This window comes from Streptomyces sp. NBC_00525 (assembly GCF_036346595.1).
In the GTDB taxonomy this organism is placed as follows: Bacteria; Actinomycetota; Actinomycetes; order Streptomycetales; family Streptomycetaceae; genus Streptomyces.
The window spans coordinates 1845699-1863147 of record NZ_CP107834.1 but is presented as its reverse complement, the minus strand read 5'-3'; the positions used below and the strand labels follow the sequence as shown (position 1 = coordinate 1863147).

Annotated in this window: 18 protein-coding genes and 1 tRNA gene; 16 read left to right on the top strand and 3 right to left on the bottom strand. The window is 72.3% G+C overall.

The window, feature by feature from the left end:
* Window positions 1-165: 165 nt before the first annotated feature.
* The 3 genes from OG710_RS08325 to rfbD are packed head-to-tail and all read left to right on the top strand — an operon-like array spanning window position 166 to window position 3220.
* Window positions 166-1236 carry a glucose-1-phosphate thymidylyltransferase gene (locus tag OG710_RS08325; protein WP_111331714.1) on the top strand — a complete coding sequence of 357 codons (1071 nt, stop codon included), beginning with the start codon at window positions 166-168 and terminating at the stop codon, window positions 1234-1236.
* A complete protein-coding gene (rfbB, locus tag OG710_RS08320; RefSeq protein ID WP_330238738.1) occupies window positions 1233-2222 on the top strand; it encodes a dTDP-glucose 4,6-dehydratase in 990 nt (329 codons plus the stop codon). The genes OG710_RS08325 and rfbB overlap by 4 nt, the downstream gene beginning before the upstream one ends.
* Window positions 2219-3220 (top strand): dTDP-4-dehydrorhamnose reductase, encoded by a 1002-nt coding sequence (rfbD, locus tag OG710_RS08315; protein WP_330238737.1) that lies wholly within the window; start codon window positions 2219-2221, stop codon window positions 3218-3220. Before rfbB ends, rfbD begins: the two co-directional genes overlap by 4 nt.
* Here the strand turns inward: rfbD and rfbC are convergent.
* Window positions 3139-3792 (bottom strand): dTDP-4-dehydrorhamnose 3,5-epimerase, encoded by a 654-nt coding sequence (rfbC, locus tag OG710_RS08310; protein ID WP_330238736.1) that lies wholly within the window; start codon window positions 3790-3792, stop codon window positions 3139-3141. The two genes, rfbD and rfbC, sit on opposite strands and share 82 nt — an antisense overlap.
* A 243-nt stretch (window positions 3793-4035) precedes the next feature.
* Between rfbC and proB the strand changes: the two genes are divergently transcribed.
* From proB to OG710_RS08285, 5 genes are all read left to right on the top strand, one after another.
* Window positions 4036-5121 (top strand): glutamate 5-kinase, encoded by a 1086-nt coding sequence (gene proB / locus OG710_RS08305; RefSeq protein WP_330242194.1) that lies wholly within the window; start codon window positions 4036-4038, stop codon window positions 5119-5121.
* Window positions 5122-5261: 140 nt separating this feature from the next.
* The gene (locus OG710_RS08300; RefSeq protein WP_111331724.1) at window positions 5262-5762 is read left to right on the top strand and encodes a hypothetical protein; all 501 of its coding nucleotides are present in this window, start codon (window positions 5262-5264) and stop codon (window positions 5760-5762) included.
* A 152-nt stretch (window positions 5763-5914) separates the two neighbouring features.
* A complete protein-coding gene (locus tag OG710_RS08295; protein WP_111331726.1) occupies window positions 5915-7198 on the top strand; it encodes a glutamate-5-semialdehyde dehydrogenase in 1284 nt (427 codons plus the stop codon).
* 65 nt (window positions 7199-7263) lie between these two features.
* Window positions 7264-7854, top strand: a complete 591-nt coding sequence (locus tag OG710_RS08290) for an SCO2584 family spore wall biosynthesis protein (RefSeq protein ID WP_330238735.1) — start codon at window positions 7264-7266, stop codon at window positions 7852-7854.
* Between the two features lie 146 nt (window positions 7855-8000).
* Window positions 8001-9152, top strand: a complete 1152-nt coding sequence (locus OG710_RS08285) for an SCO2583 family membrane protein (RefSeq protein WP_330238734.1) — start codon at window positions 8001-8003, stop codon at window positions 9150-9152.
* On the opposite strand, the gene OG710_RS08280 is transcribed toward OG710_RS08285, so the two are convergent.
* Entirely contained in the window at window positions 9052-10194 is a 1143-nt protein-coding gene (locus OG710_RS08280; protein WP_330238733.1) for a M48 family metallopeptidase, read from the bottom strand. The genes OG710_RS08285 and OG710_RS08280 overlap by 101 nt on opposite strands.
* Before the next feature lie 113 nt (window positions 10195-10307).
* Between OG710_RS08280 and OG710_RS08275 the strand changes: the two genes are divergently transcribed.
* The 7 genes from OG710_RS08275 to OG710_RS08245 all read left to right on the top strand — a co-directional run bounded on the left by OG710_RS08275 (window position 10308) and on the right by OG710_RS08245 (window position 14744).
* The gene (locus OG710_RS08275) at window positions 10308-10460 is read left to right on the top strand and encodes a hypothetical protein (RefSeq protein ID WP_199563823.1); all 153 of its coding nucleotides are present in this window, start codon (window positions 10308-10310) and stop codon (window positions 10458-10460) included.
* An 83-nt stretch (window positions 10461-10543) separates the two neighbouring features.
* Window positions 10544-10705, top strand: coding sequence for a hypothetical protein (locus tag OG710_RS08270; protein WP_199563822.1), 162 nt, complete (start codon window positions 10544-10546; stop codon window positions 10703-10705).
* Window positions 10706-10743: 38 nt separating this feature from the next.
* On the top strand, window positions 10744-11361 hold the full coding sequence (gene nadD / locus OG710_RS08265; RefSeq protein WP_330238732.1) for a nicotinate-nucleotide adenylyltransferase: 618 nt from the start codon (window positions 10744-10746) through the stop codon (window positions 11359-11361).
* Window positions 11362-11377: 16 nt separating this feature from the next.
* The gene (locus OG710_RS08260) at window positions 11378-13159 is read left to right on the top strand and encodes an LCP family protein (protein ID WP_330238731.1); all 1782 of its coding nucleotides are present in this window, start codon (window positions 11378-11380) and stop codon (window positions 13157-13159) included.
* A gap of 313 nt (window positions 13160-13472) precedes the next feature.
* Entirely contained in the window at window positions 13473-13904 is a 432-nt protein-coding gene (rsfS, locus tag OG710_RS08255) for a ribosome silencing factor (protein WP_111331738.1), read from the top strand.
* Window positions 13901-14554 carry a histidine phosphatase family protein gene (locus OG710_RS08250; protein WP_111331740.1) on the top strand — a complete coding sequence of 218 codons (654 nt, stop codon included), beginning with the start codon at window positions 13901-13903 and terminating at the stop codon, window positions 14552-14554. Before rsfS ends, OG710_RS08250 begins: the two co-directional genes overlap by 4 nt.
* Window positions 14555-14671: 117 nt before the next feature.
* Window positions 14672-14744 (top strand) — tRNA-Ala (locus tag OG710_RS08245).
* 61 nt (window positions 14745-14805) lie between these two features.
* Here the strand turns inward: OG710_RS08245 and OG710_RS08240 are convergent.
* The gene (locus OG710_RS08240) at window positions 14806-15696 is read right to left on the bottom strand and encodes a helix-turn-helix transcriptional regulator (RefSeq protein ID WP_330242193.1); all 891 of its coding nucleotides are present in this window, start codon (window positions 15694-15696) and stop codon (window positions 14806-14808) included.
* Window positions 15697-15936: 240 nt separating this feature from the next.
* Here OG710_RS08240 and OG710_RS08235 point away from each other — a divergent pair, with 240 nt between their 5' ends.
* Window positions 15937-17322, top strand: a complete 1386-nt coding sequence (locus OG710_RS08235) for an MFS transporter (RefSeq protein ID WP_330242192.1) — start codon at window positions 15937-15939, stop codon at window positions 17320-17322.
* Window positions 17323-17449 lie beyond the last annotated feature (127 nt).

The window sequence follows — 17449 nt, the reverse complement described above, 5'->3', positions numbered from 1 at the left end:
CCGCCACCCCGTACGGGTGACGAAAAGTTGCCGCTTTTCGTCCGGATGTGTCAGTGAAAGCCGGTCATGGGCCGTTTCGCCACCGAAGTGAGGGTGTGGGTCAGTAGGGTCGGCTGCGGCGGACCGCCGCCGCATCGGCCACTCTCACCGTGGGGGCAGCAAACCGTGAAGGCTCTCGTACTCTCCGGTGGGGCGGGCACCCGGCTGCGCCCCATCACCCACACCTCCGCCAAACAGCTCGTGCCGGTGGCGAACAAACCGGTGCTGTTCTACGGCCTGGAGGCCATCGCCGAAGCCGGCATCACCGAGGTCGGCATCATCGTGGGCGACACCGAGGAGGAGATCCGCGCGGCGGTCGGCGACGGTTCCCGCTTCGGCATCGACGTCACCTACATCCGGCAGGCCGAGCCCCTGGGCCTCGCCCACGCGGTCCTGGTCGCCCAGCGCTTCCTGGGCGACGACGACTTCGTGATGTACCTCGGCGACAACTTCATCGTCGGCGGCATCGCGGGCCTGGTCGGGGAGTTCCGCGCGGACCGGCCCGACGCGCAGATCCTGCTGACACAGGTGCCCGACCCCAGCTCCTTCGGCGTCGCGGAACTGGATGGGGACGGCAGGGTGGTGGCCCTGGAGGAGAAGCCGGAGCACCCCAAGAGCGACCTCGCGCTCGTCGGCGTCTACCTCTTCACGCCCGCCGTCCACGAGGCCGTCCGCTCCATCCGGCCCTCCTGGCGCGGCGAACTGGAGATCACCCACGCCATCCAGTGGCTCATCGACCGGGAACGCGACGTGCGCTCCACCGTCATCCGGGGCTACTGGAAGGACACCGGCAACGTCACCGACATGCTGGAGGTCAACCGCACCGTCCTGGAGAGCGTCGAGCCGTGCACCGAGGGCGCCTACGTCGACGGCGAGAGCGAGATCATCGGCCGGGTGCTCATCGAACCGGGCGCCCGCGTCACCCGCAGCCGGATCGTCGGACCGGCCGTCATCGGCACCGGCTCGGTGATCAGCGACGCCTACGTCGGCCCGTTCACCTCCATCGGCCGGCACTGCCGCATCGAGGACAGCGAGATCGAGTACTCCATCGTGCTGCGCGGCGCGTCCATCGACGGCGTCCGGCGCGTGGAGGCGTCGCTGATCGGGCATGACGTCGAGGTGACCCCCGCGCCCCGCAGCCCCTCCGCCCACCGCCTCGTCCTCGGCGACCACAGCAAGGTGCAGATCTCCTCATGACCCCTACCCGCCTCCTCGTCACCGGCGGCGCCGGCTTCATCGGCTCCCACTACGTCCGTACGCTCCTCGGCCCGGACGGCCCCGGCGACGTCTCCGTCACCGTCCTGGACGCCCTCACCTACGCCGGGAACCCGGCCAACCTGGACGAGGTCCGCGCCCACCCCGGCTTCTCCTTCGTGCACGGCGACATCTGCGACGCCGACCTGGTGCGCCGGCTCATGACCGGGCACGACCAGGTGGTGCACTTCGCCGCCGAGTCCCATGTGGACCGCTCCATCGACGGCGGCGCCGCCTTCGTACGGACGAATGTGGTCGGCACCCACACCCTGGTCCACGCCGCGCACGAGGCCGGGGTGCGCACCTTCGTCCACGTCTCCACCGATGAGGTCTACGGCTCCATCGACGAGGGCTCCTGGACCGAGGAGGAACCCCTCGCGCCCACCTCCCCGTACTCCGCCTCCAAGGCGTCGAGCGATCTCGTCGCGCTGGCCTACCACCGCACCCACGGCCTCGACGTGCGCGTCACCCGCTGCTCCAACAACTACGGCCACCACCACTTCCCCGAGAAGGTCATCCCCCTCTTCGTCACCCACCTCCTGGAGGGCCGGCCCGTCCCGCTGTACGGCGACGGCGCCCACGTCCGCGACTGGCTCCACATCGACGACCACGTCCAGGGCATCGAACTGGTCCGCACCAAGGGCCGCCCCGGCGAGGTCTACAACATCGGCGGCGGCACCGAACTCTCCAACAAGGAGCTGACCCGGCTGCTCCTGGAGGCGTGCGACGCCGACTGGGACACCGATGTGATCCACGTCGAGGACCGCAAGGGCCACGACCGGCGCTACTCCGTGGACTGCGCCAAGATCCGCGACGAGCTGGGCTACGCGCCCCGCAAGGACTTCCGCACCGGCCTCGCCGAGACCGTCCGCTGGTACCGCGAGAACCGCGCCTGGTGGGAGCCGCTCAAGGAGAGGGCCGCCCTGTGAACCCCCGCTGGCTGGTCACCGGCGCCGGCGGCATGCTCGGCCGGGACCTGACGGCCGCGCTGGCCCGCGACGGCGCCGCCGTCGTCGCGGCGGACCGGGCCGCCCTGGACATCGCCGACCCGGACCGCGTCCGCGCCGCCTTCGACGCCCACCGGCCCGCCGTCGTCGTCAACTGCGCCGCCTGGACCGCCGTGGACGACGCGGAGAGCCGGGAGGCCGACGCGCTGCGCGTCAACGGCACCGGACCCGCCGTCCTCGCCGAGGCCTGCCGCGCCCACGGCAGCGTCCTGCTGCACGTCTCCACCGACTACGTCTTCGCGGGCGACGCGGACCGGCCCTACCCGGAGGACGCTCCGACCGCCCCGTGCGGCGCCTACGGCCGCACCAAACTCGCCGGCGAGCGCGCCGTCCTGGAGACCCTGCCCGACACCGGCCACGTCGTCCGCACCGCCTGGCTCTACGGCGCGGACGGCGCCAACTTCGTCCGTACGATGATCAGGCTGGAGGCGGTCAAGGACACCCTCGATGTGGTGGACGACCAGCGCGGACAGCCCACCTGGACCGCCGACCTCGCCGCACTGCTGACCACCCTCGGCCGCGCCGCGCTCGACGGCACCGCTCCGGCGGGCGTCCAGCACGGCACCAGCACCGGCGAGGTCAGCTGGTACGGCCTGGCCCGCGAGGTGTTCCGGCTGCTCGGCGCCGACCCGGACCGGGTCCGCCCCACCGACAGCGCCGCCTTCGCCCGCCCCGCGCCCCGGCCCGCGTACAGCGTGCTCGGGCACGACCGGCTCGCCGCCGCCGGACTCGCCCCCCTGCGCGACTGGCGCACCGCGCTGCACGCGGCCTTCCCCGCGCTGCTCGCCGCCGAGAGACCCGCCGAACGCCCCGCGGAATGGTCCGCGGAATGGCCCGGTCAGCGGCCGGCCGGGCTGACCGCCGGCTCGCCGGAGCGGACGCCGGGCACCGCCGGACCGCCCGCGCGCAGCCGCGCGTAGTACGCCTCGCACGCGGCGTACGAGGGCAGCAGCCCCCGCTCCGCGGCCTCGGCGAGCGCCGGGGCCGCCGCGTCCTTCGGGGAGAGCAGCGGGGCGATGTCCGCCGGCCACTCGATGCCCAGCTCCGGGTCGAGCGGATCGATGCCGTGCTCCCGCTCCGGCGCGTACCCCTCGGAGCACAGGTACAGCACGCAGGCGTCGTCCGTCAGCGCCATGAAGCCGTGCCCGAGCCCCTCCGCGAGGTAGACCGCCCGGTGGCTCGTGTCGTCCAGCCGGACCGCCTCCCACCGGCCGTGGGCCGGCGAGCCCGTCCGTACGTCCACGATCACGTCCAGCACCGCGCCCCGTACGCACGTCACGTACTTCGCCTGGCCCGGCGGGACGTCCGCGAAGTGGATGCCGCGCAGCGTGCCCCGGCGGGAGCGGGAGAAGTTGGCCTGCGCGAGCCCCAGCGTGTGCCCGGCCGCCGCCTCCAGGTCCGCCGCCCGGAACCACTCGTGGAAGCTGCCGCGGCTGTCCGGGAAGACCTCGGGCTCGTGCACCCAGGCCCCGGGGACGGAGAGCCGGCGCATGCGATCACATCCTCTTCGCGGTCCGCGGGGCCTCCTGCCGGCCCCGGTACCTGTGCCCAACGAGGCGGGAGCCCGAACAGATACGGAACGGTGCAGAACGGCATGAAAGGGGTTCCGCAGTACGGAATGCGAGCGCATCGATATGCGATCCGCGTGTAGATGTAGATTGCGAGATCCAGCGAGCGAAACTTGGGGGACCGGGTGTCAGGGGCAAGGAACGGCGTCACGGAAGCCCGCAGGATCGTGGTCAAGGTCGGTTCCTCCTCCCTCACCACGGCCACCGGCGGCCTGGACGCCGACCGGGTCGACGCCCTCGTCGACGTACTCGCCAAGGTCCGCGACGGCGGCGCGCGCGAGGTCGTCCTCGTCTCCAGCGGCGCCATCGCGGCCGGGCTCGCCCCGCTCGGCCTGCACCGCAGGCCCCGGGACCTGGCCCGCCAGCAGGCCGCAGCCAGCGTCGGCCAGGGACTGCTGGTCGCCCGCTACACCGCCTCCTTCGCCCGCTACGGCGTCCGCGTCGGCCAGGTCCTGCTCACGAGCAACGACACCAGCCGCCGCGCCCACTACCGCAACGCCTACCGCACCCTGGACCAGCTCCTGGACATGGGCGCGCTGCCCGTCGTCAACGAGAACGACACCGTCGCCACCGACGAGATCCGGTTCGGCGACAACGACCGGCTCGCCGCCCTCGTCGCCCATCTCGTCCGCGCCGAACTGCTGGTCCTCCTCTCCGACGTGGACGGCCTCTACGACGGCGACCCGAGCATCCCCGGCACCACCCGCATCGCCGAGGTCACCGGCCCCGCCGACCTGGCCGGGGTCAGCATCGGCAGCGCCGGCAAGGCGGGCCTCGGCACCGGCGGCATGGTCACCAAGGTCGAGGCCGCCCGGATCGCCACCGCCGCCGGCATCCCCGTCGTCCTCACCTCCGCGAGCCACGCGGCCGACGCCCTCGCCGGCCGCGACACCGGCACCTACTTCCACCCCACCGGCCGCCGCTCGGCCGGCCGGCTGCTCTGGCTGGCCCACGCCTCGGCGCCGCGCGGCTCGCTCACCCTGGACGACGGGGCCGTGCAGGCGGTCGTGGAGCGGCACAGCTCGCTGCTGCCCGCCGGGATCGCGTCCGTCGAGGGCGAGTTCACCGCGGGCGACCCGGTCGAGCTGCGCGACCTGACCGGCCGGGCGGTGGCCCGCGGACTCGTCAACTTCGACGCCAAGGAGATGCCGCGGCTCCTCGGCCGCTCCACCCGCGACCTCGCCCGCGACCTCGGCCCCGCCTACGAGCGCGAGGTCGTACACAGGGACGATCTCGTCGTCCTGCACGGCTGACACGCACCGAAACGGCTGAAAGTCCGGCCAACGGACGGAGAGCTTCACGAAAACCGCCCCACACCGGGCCGCGGACTGGTCCACTTTGTAGCAGGGAAACTGCGGGGTACAGCAAAGCAACACATCACAGGAGGCCGCCGGTGAGACGAGCGCGCCCGGGGGCGCCGCCCCGAGGAACGGGTGGCCGCACCCTGACCAGTGTCGGAGCGGGAGCCGGTTTCGACGGGAACCGGCCCATGGACCGCAGAAACGAGCGCACCACCCGGCCGGAGCCGGGACCGGCCGCACAGGAGCACACCCCGTCGAAGCTCTGGCACGTCACCCTCTGCGTCTCCGGGGCCGAGTTCCCGCTGAAGGAGGTCAGACGCGGCCTGGAACAGCTCGCGCACGACCACCCCTTCCTGCTGACCAGCCGTTACGCCAACGACCACGCGGAGATCCGCTACTGGGAGGAGGCCCGCGACCTGCACGACGCGGCGGCGGTGGCCCTGCGCCTGTGGGGCGAGCACCGCTCCAGCGCCGGCCTGCCGCCCTGGACGATCGTCGGCCTCGAAGTCATCGACCGCGAGACCTACCACCAGCGCGTCGCCGAGGGGTACGGGCCGCCCCCGGCCGCCCCGGTCGGCGTCCATCCGTACTGATCCGGCCGAACCGGGGAACCGAAACCGGGGAAGCCGGACCGGGGGAAGCAGAACCGGGGAAACCGGACGGGAGAAGCCGAACCGGGGAAACAGCCGTCTCGCATCACGAAATGCGTACGGGATGCCCGCAGGGCGCGCACTACTCTGCGGGCATGACCACGCTCTCGCCGTACGACAACATGTCTCCCGTGGCCCAGGCCGCCTACCGGGCCCGCTCCGCCGCCGCCGACATCGCGCCACTTCCGCGCGCGGCCAAGGACGACGCGCTGCTGGCGATCGCGGACGCCCTGGAGGTACGGACGAGCGACATCCTCGCGGCCAACGCCGAGGACGTGGCCCGCGCCCGCGAGGCCGGGACCAGCGAGTCCGTGGTGGACCGGCTGACCCTCACGCCCGAGCGCATCCGCGCCATCGCCGCCGACGTACGCGATGTCGCCGCCCTGCCCGACCCGGTCGGCGAGGTGGTGCGCGGCTCGACCCTGCCCAACGGCATCGACCTGCGCCAGGTCCGGGTGCCGCTCGGCGTCGTCGGGATCATCTACGAGGCCCGGCCCAACGTGACGGTGGACGCCGCGGCCCTCTGCCTGAAGTCGGGCAACGCCGTCCTGCTGCGCGGCTCGTCCTCCGCCTTCGCCTCCAACACCGCCCTGGTGCGGGTGCTGCGCGACGCGGTGGGCGGCTCCGGCCTGCCGGCCGACGCGGTGCAGCTGGTGCCGGGCGAGAGCCGTGACTCGGTGCGCGAACTCATGCGCGCCCGCGGCCTGGTGGACGTCCTCATCCCGCGCGGCGGCGCCTCGCTGATCCGGACCGTGGTCGAGGAGTCCACGGTCCCGGTCATCGAGACGGGCACGGGCAACTGCCATGTGTACGTGGACGCGCAGACCGACCTGGACATGGCCGTGGAGATCCTGGTCAACTCCAAGGCCCAGCGCCCCAGCGTCTGCAACGCCGCCGAGACCCTCCTCGTCCACAAGGACGTCGCGGGCGCCTTCCTGCCGCGCGCCCTGGACGCCCTGGCCGAGGCCGGCGTGACCGTGCACGGCGACGAGGCGGTGCTGGAGTACGCCGAGGGCTCCAAGGCGACCGTGGTCGCGGCGACCCCCGAGGACTGGGAGACCGAATACCTCTCGTACGACATCGCGGCGGCCGTCGTGGAGTCGCTGGACGCGGCCGTGGCCCACATCCGGCTCTGGTCCTCCGGCCACACCGAGGCGATCGTCACCACTTCGCAGGCCGCCGCCCGCCGCTTCACCCAGCTGGTGGACTCCACCACGGTGGCCGTCAACGCCTCGACGCGGTTCACCGACGGAGGCCAGTTCGGTTTCGGCGCCGAGATCGGCATCTCCACGCAGAAGCTGCACGCCAGGGGCCCCATGGGCCTGCCGGAACTCACCTCGACCAAGTACATCGTCACCGGCGACGGCCATGTGAGGTGACCCGGAACGGGGCCGAATCCGCCGTCTCCCTGCCCAAAGCGGGGCTGCGGGTCTAGTCTGAATGCGTGCCGGACGACGTGGGGGGCAGGCCGTATCCGAACGGCCGGGAGCCCGACGACGACCGCGGGGGCGCTGACGAGGACTTCGCCTCCGTGGTGTTCGACGAGGACTTCGTACGGGCCGCCGCCTTCCACGAGCCGACCGCCGTGGAGCGGCTGCTGGCGGCGGCCGAGGCGCGCGCCGAGGCCGACGCCCGGCGCGCCGGTGCCCGCGGCGGCCCCTACGACGACGAGCCGTACGACGACGGCTACGGCCCCGGCCACCACGACCCGCTGGACGACGACGGATTCCGCGACCACGGCCCCTACGGCCGCCACGGCGGCTCGTTCCGCCCGTACCGGGGCACGGCCCGCTGGCACCGCCCGGTCGCCTGGCTGCTGGCCGTCCTGATGGGCATCGGCATGGTCGCGCTGGCGTTCAGCGCCGTCTACCGCAACAGCTCCGGCGCCCGGCAGAGCCCGGTCCGGACACCGGCCAGCACCGGCGTCGACAGCGCGCCCGGCCCCGGCCCCGGCTCGGCTCCCTCCGAGCCGTCCCCGTCCGAGGCGGACGACAACTCCCGCCCGAAGGCCTCCGCCGTCCCGCGCACCCCCTGAACACCCGCCCGCCACGGGGTGCCCGGCAGAACTCTGCGGTGGTTGCCCGGCGCCACCGCGTTTACCGTCGTCGTGATCGACCCACCCTGAATGTATGACCCCTCGTCCGCTCGAAGAGGGGACTTCTCACGGACTCGGGAGAAGTCATGGCACACCGCGGAGACCCACCCGATGGCCCGGCGGAGAACGGCGCGGGCGGCCAGGACGACGAGTACGGCTCACTCGTCTTCGACGAGTCCTTCGTACGCGCCGCCCGGCTGCAGGAGTTCTCCGCCCAGGAACGCATGGGGGAGCACGCCCGTGCCGTGCGCAGCCTGCCGGGACGGACGGTCCGCACCGGCTCGCGGATCGCCGTCGCCCTGGTGATCCTGATCGCCCTGGCCTTCGGCACCGCCGTCTTCATGGGACTGCGCCACCCCTACGAGAGCCCGGTGGCCCGGCGGACCGAGCCGCTGCGGATGACCCTCGTCCCCCTGGCCCCGCGCGGCGCCGTGCCCGGCGGCACCCCCGACGCCCTCTTCGCCGCGAGCCCGGCCGCCGGCCACGCCACGGGCCGGGACGGCATCAGCCCGCCGCCCGCCCGGCGCACCGAGGACTTCTCGGAGAGCCAGGTCGGTGCCGCCCTCGCCACCGCGACGGACTATCTGGTGGCCTCCTCGCTCGACCCCGACGTGCTCGGCGGGAGCACCGTGCGCCCCGTGGAGGCCCTGCTCGACCCGGACCAGATGGAGCAGTTCGAGCGCAGCGTCGAGGACCCCTACGACGACGGGCAGCACGCCGCGACCGGCTGGCTCGTCCGCTTCGACCCCGCCGAGGCCGTCCCGGACCCCGAGGTCCGGGTCCGGGGCACCCTGCGCTACGCCCAGACGGGCTCCGACGCCCTGGAGGTCGTGTCGGACCACACCTTCACGTACGCGCTGCGCCCCGCCGCCTCGGGGCCGCAGCCGCAGGGCGGCGCCTCCCTGTTCACCGTGCGGCGGGAGATGAGCTTCCGGTTCGACCGGGAGGACCTGCGGCTGCACCGGCTGGAGGTGCGGACGAGCTACCTCCAGGCGGGCCCGCAGTCCTGCCCGGCCGACACCTCGGGCGCGCTGCGGCCGCTGCTGGCCGGTGAGCGGGCGGAGTCGCGGGGGCCGGCGGGCACCGATCCGTACGCCACGGGCCGGCCCGCCGCCGCCCTGTGCGGGACGCTGGACGTCAGCTCCCGTCCGTCCCGGACCCCTGCGAGCCCTCCGGGCCCCGGTCTTCCGTCCCCGCCGCTCCTTCCGTCCCCGGCGACCCCGCCGAGCCGCCCGTAGCACCGCCCTTGCCGCCGCCCCCGGTGAACTTGTCCCGCAGCTTCCCGCCCAGGTCCCCGGCGCCACCGGCTATGTCGCCGACCAGCTTCATCAGCGGGTCCTTGCTGTGGCGCACCGAATCGGCGTAATGCGCGGCGGATTCCTTGAACGAGTCGGTCACCGAGGTGTCCTTGTCCTCGTCCCGGCGCGGGTAGTGGCCGTCCATGATGCGCTGGAAGTCGCGGGTCTCCGACCACTTCTTCAGCTCGGCCGCCCGGACCGTGGTGAACGGGTGGGAGCGGGGGAGCACATTGAGGATCTTGAGCACCGAGTCGCGCAGGTCGCCGGACTTCTCGTACTCGTCGGCCTGGGCCAGGAAGGCGTCCACGTTCATCTCGTGGAGGTGGTTGCCGCCGGCGATCTTCATCAGGCCGCGCATCGACGCCTGTATGTCCTGGCCGACCAGCAGTCCGGCCCGGTCGGCCGACAGCTCCGACTTGCGGAACCACTCGCGCAGCGCCGTCACGATCGCCATGATCGCCACATTGCCCAGCGGAATCCAGGCGACCTTGAGCGCCAGGTTGGTGAGGAACAGCAGGATCGTGCGGTACACCGCGTGACCCGAGAGGGCGTGTCCGACCTCGTGGCCGACGACCGCCCGCATCTCCTCCTCGTCCAGCAGCTCCACCAGGCCCGTGGTCACCACGATGATCGGCTCGTCGAGCCCGATGCACATGGCGTTGGGCTTGGGGTCCTGGTTGACGTACATCGGCGGGACCTTCTCCAGGTCCAGGATGTAACACGCGTCGCGCAGCATGTCGTTGAGGTGGGCGAACTGGGCGTCACTCACCCGGACGGAGTCCGACAGGAAGAGCAGTCGCAGACTGCGCTCCGGCAGCAGACCGCTCAGTGCCTTGAAGACGGTGTCGAAGCCGCTCAGCTTCCGTAGCGCGACCAGCGCGGAGCGGTCGGCCGGATGTTCGTAGGACCGGGAGGAGATCCCCGGAAATCGCTTGCGCTGCCTGCTCGGTACGCCGCTGCTCTCGTGGCCGCCACCGGTCATGGATGATCCCCCTGATCTTCGTGCGAGACGTCGCTCGCCCCCTGGCGCAGCCCAGCCTAGGTGCTGGGGCTACGGTGTGCGGGGGGCTGTGGATAACCGAGGAGACGCCCGACATGCCGTACTCAGTTGCTCTGTTCGCCGCCGCGTCCGGGGACCAGGGGCCGGGCAACACGATCCGCATCGTGCTGGTCGCCTCCCTCCTGGGCGCCGCCCTGCTGGCCTGGTTCCTGCTGCGCGGATACCGCAACGACGACAACAACGACTGAGTCGGCGTGAGCGTGCCCGTGACCCCCGCATACGATGTCCGCGACGTCTTCCCCCGACTCCCGATCGATAGGTCCTGCCGAAGATGAGCCTCACGAGCACCGCACACCAGCTGGTCACCGTCGCCGCCGAGGGCGAGCACGGCGGCAATCACGACAGCCTCATCCCCGCCGTCACCGGTGGCGGCGCCCTTGTCGTGCTTCTCCTCCTCCTGTGGATCACCACGCGCTTCAACCGCGACCGCTGAGGCCGAGGCGTACAGCTGTGCCAGTAGGCTCTGCACGCATGGGAGAGCAGGAAGTGCCTACCGGCCCCGGAAAACGCCGACTCGGCGTGATGGGCGGGACGTTTGACCCGATCCATCATGGACACCTGGTGGCGGCCAGTGAAGTGGCCGCCCAGTTCCACCTCGACGAGGTGATCTTCGTACCGACCGGGCAGCCGTGGCAGAAGAGCCACAAGCACGTCTCCCCGGCGGAGGACCGTTATCTGATGACGGTCATCGCGACGGCGTCCAACCCGCAGTTCTCGGTCAGCCGCAGCGACATCGACCGCAAGGGCCCCACGTACACCATCGACACCCTGCGGGACCTGCGCGAGGTCCACGGCGACGCGGACCTCTTCTTCATCACCGGCGCCGACGCGCTCGCCCAGATCCTCACCTGGCGCGACGCCGACGAACTGTTCTCGCTCTCCCACTTCATCGGAGTCACCCGGCCGGGCCATCTGCTCACGGACGCCGGCCTGCCGAAGGGGGGCGTCTCCCTGGTGGAGGTCCCCGCGCTCGCGATTTCCTCGACGGACTGCCGCGCGAGGGTCGCCCAGGGCGAGCCGGTCTGGTATCTCGTTCCGGACGGTGTGGTCCGCTACATCGACAAGCGCCAGCTGTACCGCGGCGAGTGAGCGGAGAGGGGCACCGGTGAACGACCGACAGAACCCGTACGACCCGTACTACCAGCAGCCGCAGATCATCGGCTACGACGCGTACGGGCAGCCGGTGTACCAGCAGCCGGGTCAGCAGCAGTACGACCCGTACGCCCAGCAGCCCTACGGGGACCAGCAGGCCCAGCAGCCGCCGCAGCAGGCACCGCAGGACGGCGGACAGGGGTACGGCTACGACCCGTACGCCCAGCAGCAGCCCCCCGCCCCGCCGCAGCAGTACGACCCCTACGCGGGCGCGGCCCCGCAGCAGGACTACGGCTACGACCCGTACGGCTACGGCACCGGGCAGCAGCCGGCCGCGGTGGACACCACCCAGCAGTGGAGCATCCCTCAGCAGGCCCCCGCCGCCCCCGCCCAGCCGCAGCCCCCTGCCCAGGCCCCCGCTCAGGCCCAGGCCCCCGCCGCTCCCGCCCCTGCGCGCGAGCCCGCGCCCTCCCGTGTGCCCGAGTCGCAGCCGGAGGCCGACGCGGCCGTGCCCGGACAGCGGCGCGGCGGACGGGACGACTACCGCACCGAGCAGTTCGCCTTCATCGAGGAGCCCGACGAGGACTCCGAGGACGTCATCGACTGGCTCAAGTTCACCGAGAGCCGCAGTGAGCGCCGTGAGGAGGCGCGCCGCCGGGGCCGCAACCGGCTCGTCGCGCTCATCGTGGCCGGAGTCCTCGCCGTCCTCGGCGGCGTGGGCTACCTGTGGTCGGCGGACAAGATCCCCGGCATGTCCGACGGCGCGGAGAAGGAGAACACCGCGACGACCGGCCCGCAGCGCCGCGACGTCATCGTGGTGCACCTGCACGACACCAAGGGCGGCGGCACGTCCACCGCGCTGCTCGTGGACAACGTCACCACCAAGCAGGGCACCACCGTCCTGCTTCCCAACGCGCTCGCCGTCTCCGACGAGGACGGGAGCACCACGACGCTCGGCAAGTCCGTCGACGACGACGGCACCTCCGGGACCCGTGAGGCCCTGGACAACCTGCTGGGCACCGACATCGGCGGGACCTGGCGGCTGGACACCCCGTACCTGGAGAACCTCGTCGACCTCGTCGGCAACATCGACATCGACACCGACACCGCCGTGCCCGGCGCCAAGAAGGGCTCCGGCGACCTGGTGAAGAAGGGCGAGGACCAGACCCTCAGCGGCCGGATGGCCGTCGCGTACGCCACCTACCGGGGGCCCGGCGAGGCCGAGGCCAAGCAGCTGACGAGGTTCGGGCAGGTCATGCGCGGCGTCCTGCGCAAGATCTCCGACGACCCGAAGGCCGCCACGGTCACCGTCCAGACGCTGGCCCAGATCCTCGACCCGTCGCTGCCCGAGAAGGACCTCGGGGCCTCGCTGGCGAAGCTCGCCCAGCACGCCAAGCTCGGCGACTACAAGACGGCGCTGCTGCCGGTCCGGGAGGACGGCACCCTCACCGACGAGGCGACCGAAGGCGTCGTCAAGGACATCCTCGGCGGCGCGGTCAAGGCGCCCTCGGCGGACGGAGTGGTCCGGGTCGGGATCAGGAACGCCACCGGTGACTCCGAGGGCACCGAATCCGCCCGCGCCAAGCTGGTCAACGGCGGTTTCGCCTTCGTCAACAGCGGGAAGGCCGACGCGGCCGCCTCCTCGCAGGTGGTCTACGCCGGGGCCGCCGACAAGGAGAAGGCGGTCCAGGTCGCCAAGACCCTCGGACTGCCGACGAGCACGGTGAAGCAGGGCAAGCCGGCCGGGAACGCGACGGTGTCCGTCCTGCTCGGCCAGGACTACAAGATCGGCTGACCGCCCGGCGGTCGCAGGAGGTCCGGGCCCGCACGGCCCGGACCTCCCGCCCGCGACGGGCCCGCACGGCCCCGGAAATATCGCTGCGTGGCCCCCGCCTTCCCCGTGAGACCCTAGGGGGTGTCTGACAAATCCCCGCGGCGTCGCGGCGTCTGGCACGCATGCTCGCCGCGTTGCCGAAAAGCCCTAGTAGCTCCGCTACGAGGACTTCCCGGCGCCTTGCGATCGCACGCACCAGACGCCGCTCCTTCTTCCACGGGGATTTGTCAGACACCCCCTAGAGAACAATCCGACCGACGACGAAAGCTTGCTTGTGACCGCCACGGACCGCTCCATCGAGCTCATCAACGCCGCCGCCCAGGCGGCCGCCGACCGGCTCGCGCACGACATCATCGCCTACGACGTCAGCGACGTGCTGTCGATCACCGACGCCTTCCTGCTGGCCTCGGCCCCCAACGACCGCCAGGTCAAGTCGATCGTCGACGAGATCGAGGAGCGGCTCCTCAAGGACCTCGGCGCCAAGCCGGTCCGCCGCGAGGGCGACCGCGACGCGCGGTGGATTCTCCTCGACTACGTCGACATCGTCATCCACGTCCAGCACAGCGAGGAGCGCGTCTTCTACGCGCTGGAGCGCCTGTGGAAGGACTGCCCGGAGATCGACCTTCCCGAGGACGCCGTGCGCACCCGGGGCAAGGCCGCTGAGCACGCGCAGCTCAACGGTGTCACGGAAGGTGAGCAGAGCTGAACGGCAGCAGGAGCGGCAGGGGCCGCAGGATCGTCCTCTGGCGGCACGGCCAGACGGCGTGGAACCTGGAGCGCCGCTTCCAGGGCTCCACGGACATCGAGCTGACCGACACCGGCGTCGCGCAGGCCCGCCGGGCCGCCCGGCTGCTCGCCTCCCTCGCACCGGACGCGATCGTCGCCTCCGACCTGCGGCGGGCCGCGGCCACGGCCGCCGAGCTGGCCGCGATCACCGGCCTCGACGTGGTGCACGACGCGGCCCTGCGCGAGACCTACGCGGGCGCCTGGCAGGGCCTGACCCACGAGGAGATCGTGGAGCGGTACGGCGAGCAGTACGCCGCCTGGAAGCGCGGCGAGCCCGTGCGGCGGGGCGGTGGCGAGCTGGAGACCGAGGTCGCCGACCGGGCCGCCCCCGTGGTCCTCGGACACGCCGGGAAGCTGCCCGACGACGGCACGCTGGTCGTCGTCAGCCACGGCGGCACCATCCGCACCACCATCGGCCGGCTGCTGGGCCTGGAGGCGCACCACTGGGAGGGGCTCGGCGGGCTGACCAACTGCTGCTGGTCCGTGCTGGGCGAGGGCGCCCGGGGCTGGCGGCTGCTGGAGCACAACGCCGGCACCCTGCCGGAACCGGTGCTCGGCGACGACACCTGACCCGGTCGCGGCGGGCCGTCCCCGGGCTGTGGGGGCCGGATTTCACTTTCCGGCTGGTCACAGGCTAAAGTTCTTCTTGTTCGCAGCGCGAGAGCGCAGGGAAACACAGCGAACAGCGGGGCTATAGCTCAGTTGGTAGAGCGCTTGCATGGCATGCAAGAGGTCAGGAGTTCAATTCTCCTTAGCTCCACAATCGAAGAAATCCCGTCCCCACCAGGGGGCGGGATTTTTCGTGTGCGCCGTCGCGACGGTCAGGGGCGGGCCTCCGGGCCGGGGCTCCGCCGGAGCCCCCGCAGGACGGCGAGCAGCTTTCCGCTCTCGTCGTCGGCCGGTGTGTACGTGACGATCCGGCACTCCGGCAGCCCGTTGACCATCAGCGACACCGACGTCATCCGTATCTCACCGGCCACCGCGTAGTGCCGGAAGGTCTTCACGCGCCGGCCCGGCGGGGCGACGTCCCCGCTGCGCCACAGCTTCGCGAAGTAGGGGCTCGCCTCCGACAGCGCCGCGATGAACGTCTCCCACGCGGGCTCGCCCACATGGCGCCCGTAGCCGCTGCGCAGGGTCGCCGCCATCAGGGGCAGCTCCTGGGCGCGGTGGACGATCGGGCACTCCTCCTCCGGCAACGTGAACAGCGACCACAGCGCGTTGCGGACCCGGGCGCCCCGCATCAGCGGTACGCCGAAGAGGTCGCGGTAGCCGGCGTTGGTCGCCAGCACGTCGTAGCGGGCGTTGTAGACGACCGAGGGCAGCGGGTCCAGCGCGTCGATGATGCCCTGGATCTCCTCGCCGACCTCGAAGACATCGGACTCCCGGCCCGGCAGGAACGGCACCCCGGCCAGCTCGTAGAGGTGCTCGCGCTCCGGCGGGTCCAGCCGCAGGGTCCGCGCCACCGCGTCCAGGACCTGCGAGGAGGCGTTGATCGGGCGGCCCTGCTCCAGCCAGGTGTACCAGGTGACCCCGACGCCGGAGAGCTGGGCGACCTCCTCGCGGCGCAGGCCCGGCGTACGCCGCCGTAAGCCGGGGGCCATGCCCACGTCCGCCGGGGTCACCCGCGCCCGGCGGCCCCGCAGGAACGCGGCCAGCTCCGGCCGCCGGCCGGACGCCGGTCCGGACCGGCGCGTCTGCCGCTGGGCCGTCACCGTCGTCCGTGTCGTCGCCTGTGTCGTCTTCTGTGCCGTCACCGTCGTCACGCCCCCATCGTCGGTGCTGCGCCAGGGTGTTGCCAGGTGCTGCCAGTACCAGCATCGGCGGGCTCTCGTTACCCGTATGCGCGCGGCACCAGCCTGGAGCCCATGACCGCGACCACAGAAACGACGGCCTCACGCTCCGTCATCAGTAGAACACCCGGCACCGACAAGACCCCCGGCCGACTGCTCGCCGTGGTGCTGACGGCCCAGTTCATGGCCATGCTCGACATCTTCATCGTGAACGTCGCCGCCCCGACGATCCGCACCGAACTCGACGCGTCCGGGGCCCAGTTGCAGCTGGTGGTGGCCGGCTACACCATCTCCTACGCCGTCCTCCTCGTCGCCGGCGCCCGGCTCGGCGGCCTGCTCGGCCACGGCCGCGCCCATCTCGCCGGACTCGCGGTCTTCACCGCGGCCTCGCTCGCCTGCGGACTGGCCGCGGGCTCGGGGCAGCTGATCGCGTTCCGGGTGATCCAGGGGGCGGGCGCCGCGGTGATGATCCCGCAGGTGCTCAGCCTGATCCAGCAGCACTTCACCGGCCCCGCGCGGGTCCGTGCGATCGGCGCCTACAGCGCCGTGCTGGCCACCGGGGCCGCCGCCGGGCAGGTGGTGGGCGGGGTGCTGGTGAGCGTCGATCTGTTCGGTGCGGGCTGGCGCCCGGTCTTCCTGGTCAATGTGCCGTCCGGGCTGGTCCTGCTGGTGCTCGGCGCCCGCTTCCTGCCGCGCGAACCGCGCACCGCGCGGGCCCGGCGCGAGGCGCGGGCGCGCGGCTTCGACCCGGTGGGCCTGGCCGTGCTGGCCGTGGGCGTCACCCTGCTCACCGTTCCGCTGGTGCTCGGCCAGGAACTGGGCTGGCCCGCCTGGACGTGGAGCTGCCTGCTCGCCTGCGTGCTGGTCCTCGCCGGTTTCGTGGCGTACGAGACGAGGCTCGCCGCCCGGGGCGGTGCGCCCCTGATCGCGCCGAGGGTGCTCCGGTTGCCGGGCATCGCCGTGGCGTCGGTGCGCATCCTGCTGGTGATGGCGGTCAACGCGGGCTTCCTGTTCACGCTGACCCTGCACCTCCAGGGCGGCCTCGGGTACTCGGCGCTGCACGCCGGGCTGATGTGCGCGCCGACCGCGGTGGCCTTCGGGGTCGCCGGGCTGACCTGGCGGCGGTGGCCGGCCCGGCTGCGAAGGGGCCTGGTGCCCGGTGGTTTCGTGCTGGTGGCGGTCGGGAACGCGCTGATCGGCCTCGCGCTGCGGGACGGCTCCGGCGGGGGCGTGACGCTGTACACGGGTTTCGTGCTGTTGGGGACGGGTATGGCTCTCGCGTTCAGTCCCAACCTCGCGGGCGCCCTGGCGGACGTACGGCCGCAGGACGCCGCCGACGCCAGCGGTGTGCTGGTGACCGTGACCCAGCTCGGTCAGGTCATCGGCGTCGCCACGATCGGCACCCTCTACCTCAACCGCCTCGGTACGCCGGGACCGCAGGGTTCGGGGCACGCGCTGTGGGTCTGCGAACTGGCCCTGGCGGGTGCCGCGTGCGCGGGCGCGGCGGCGGGGCTCGTACGGCGGCGGACGGTGACTCGCGCGGGCTGACCCCCTTTTTGCGAGGTCATGGCAGAATCGGACCGCCGGAGGGGGCGACGGACCGAACGGGAGGGTGTGCGCAATGCCTGGGAGCCGCCACGAGGTTCCGAAGCCGCCTTTCGTCCGCCGGGGCCGG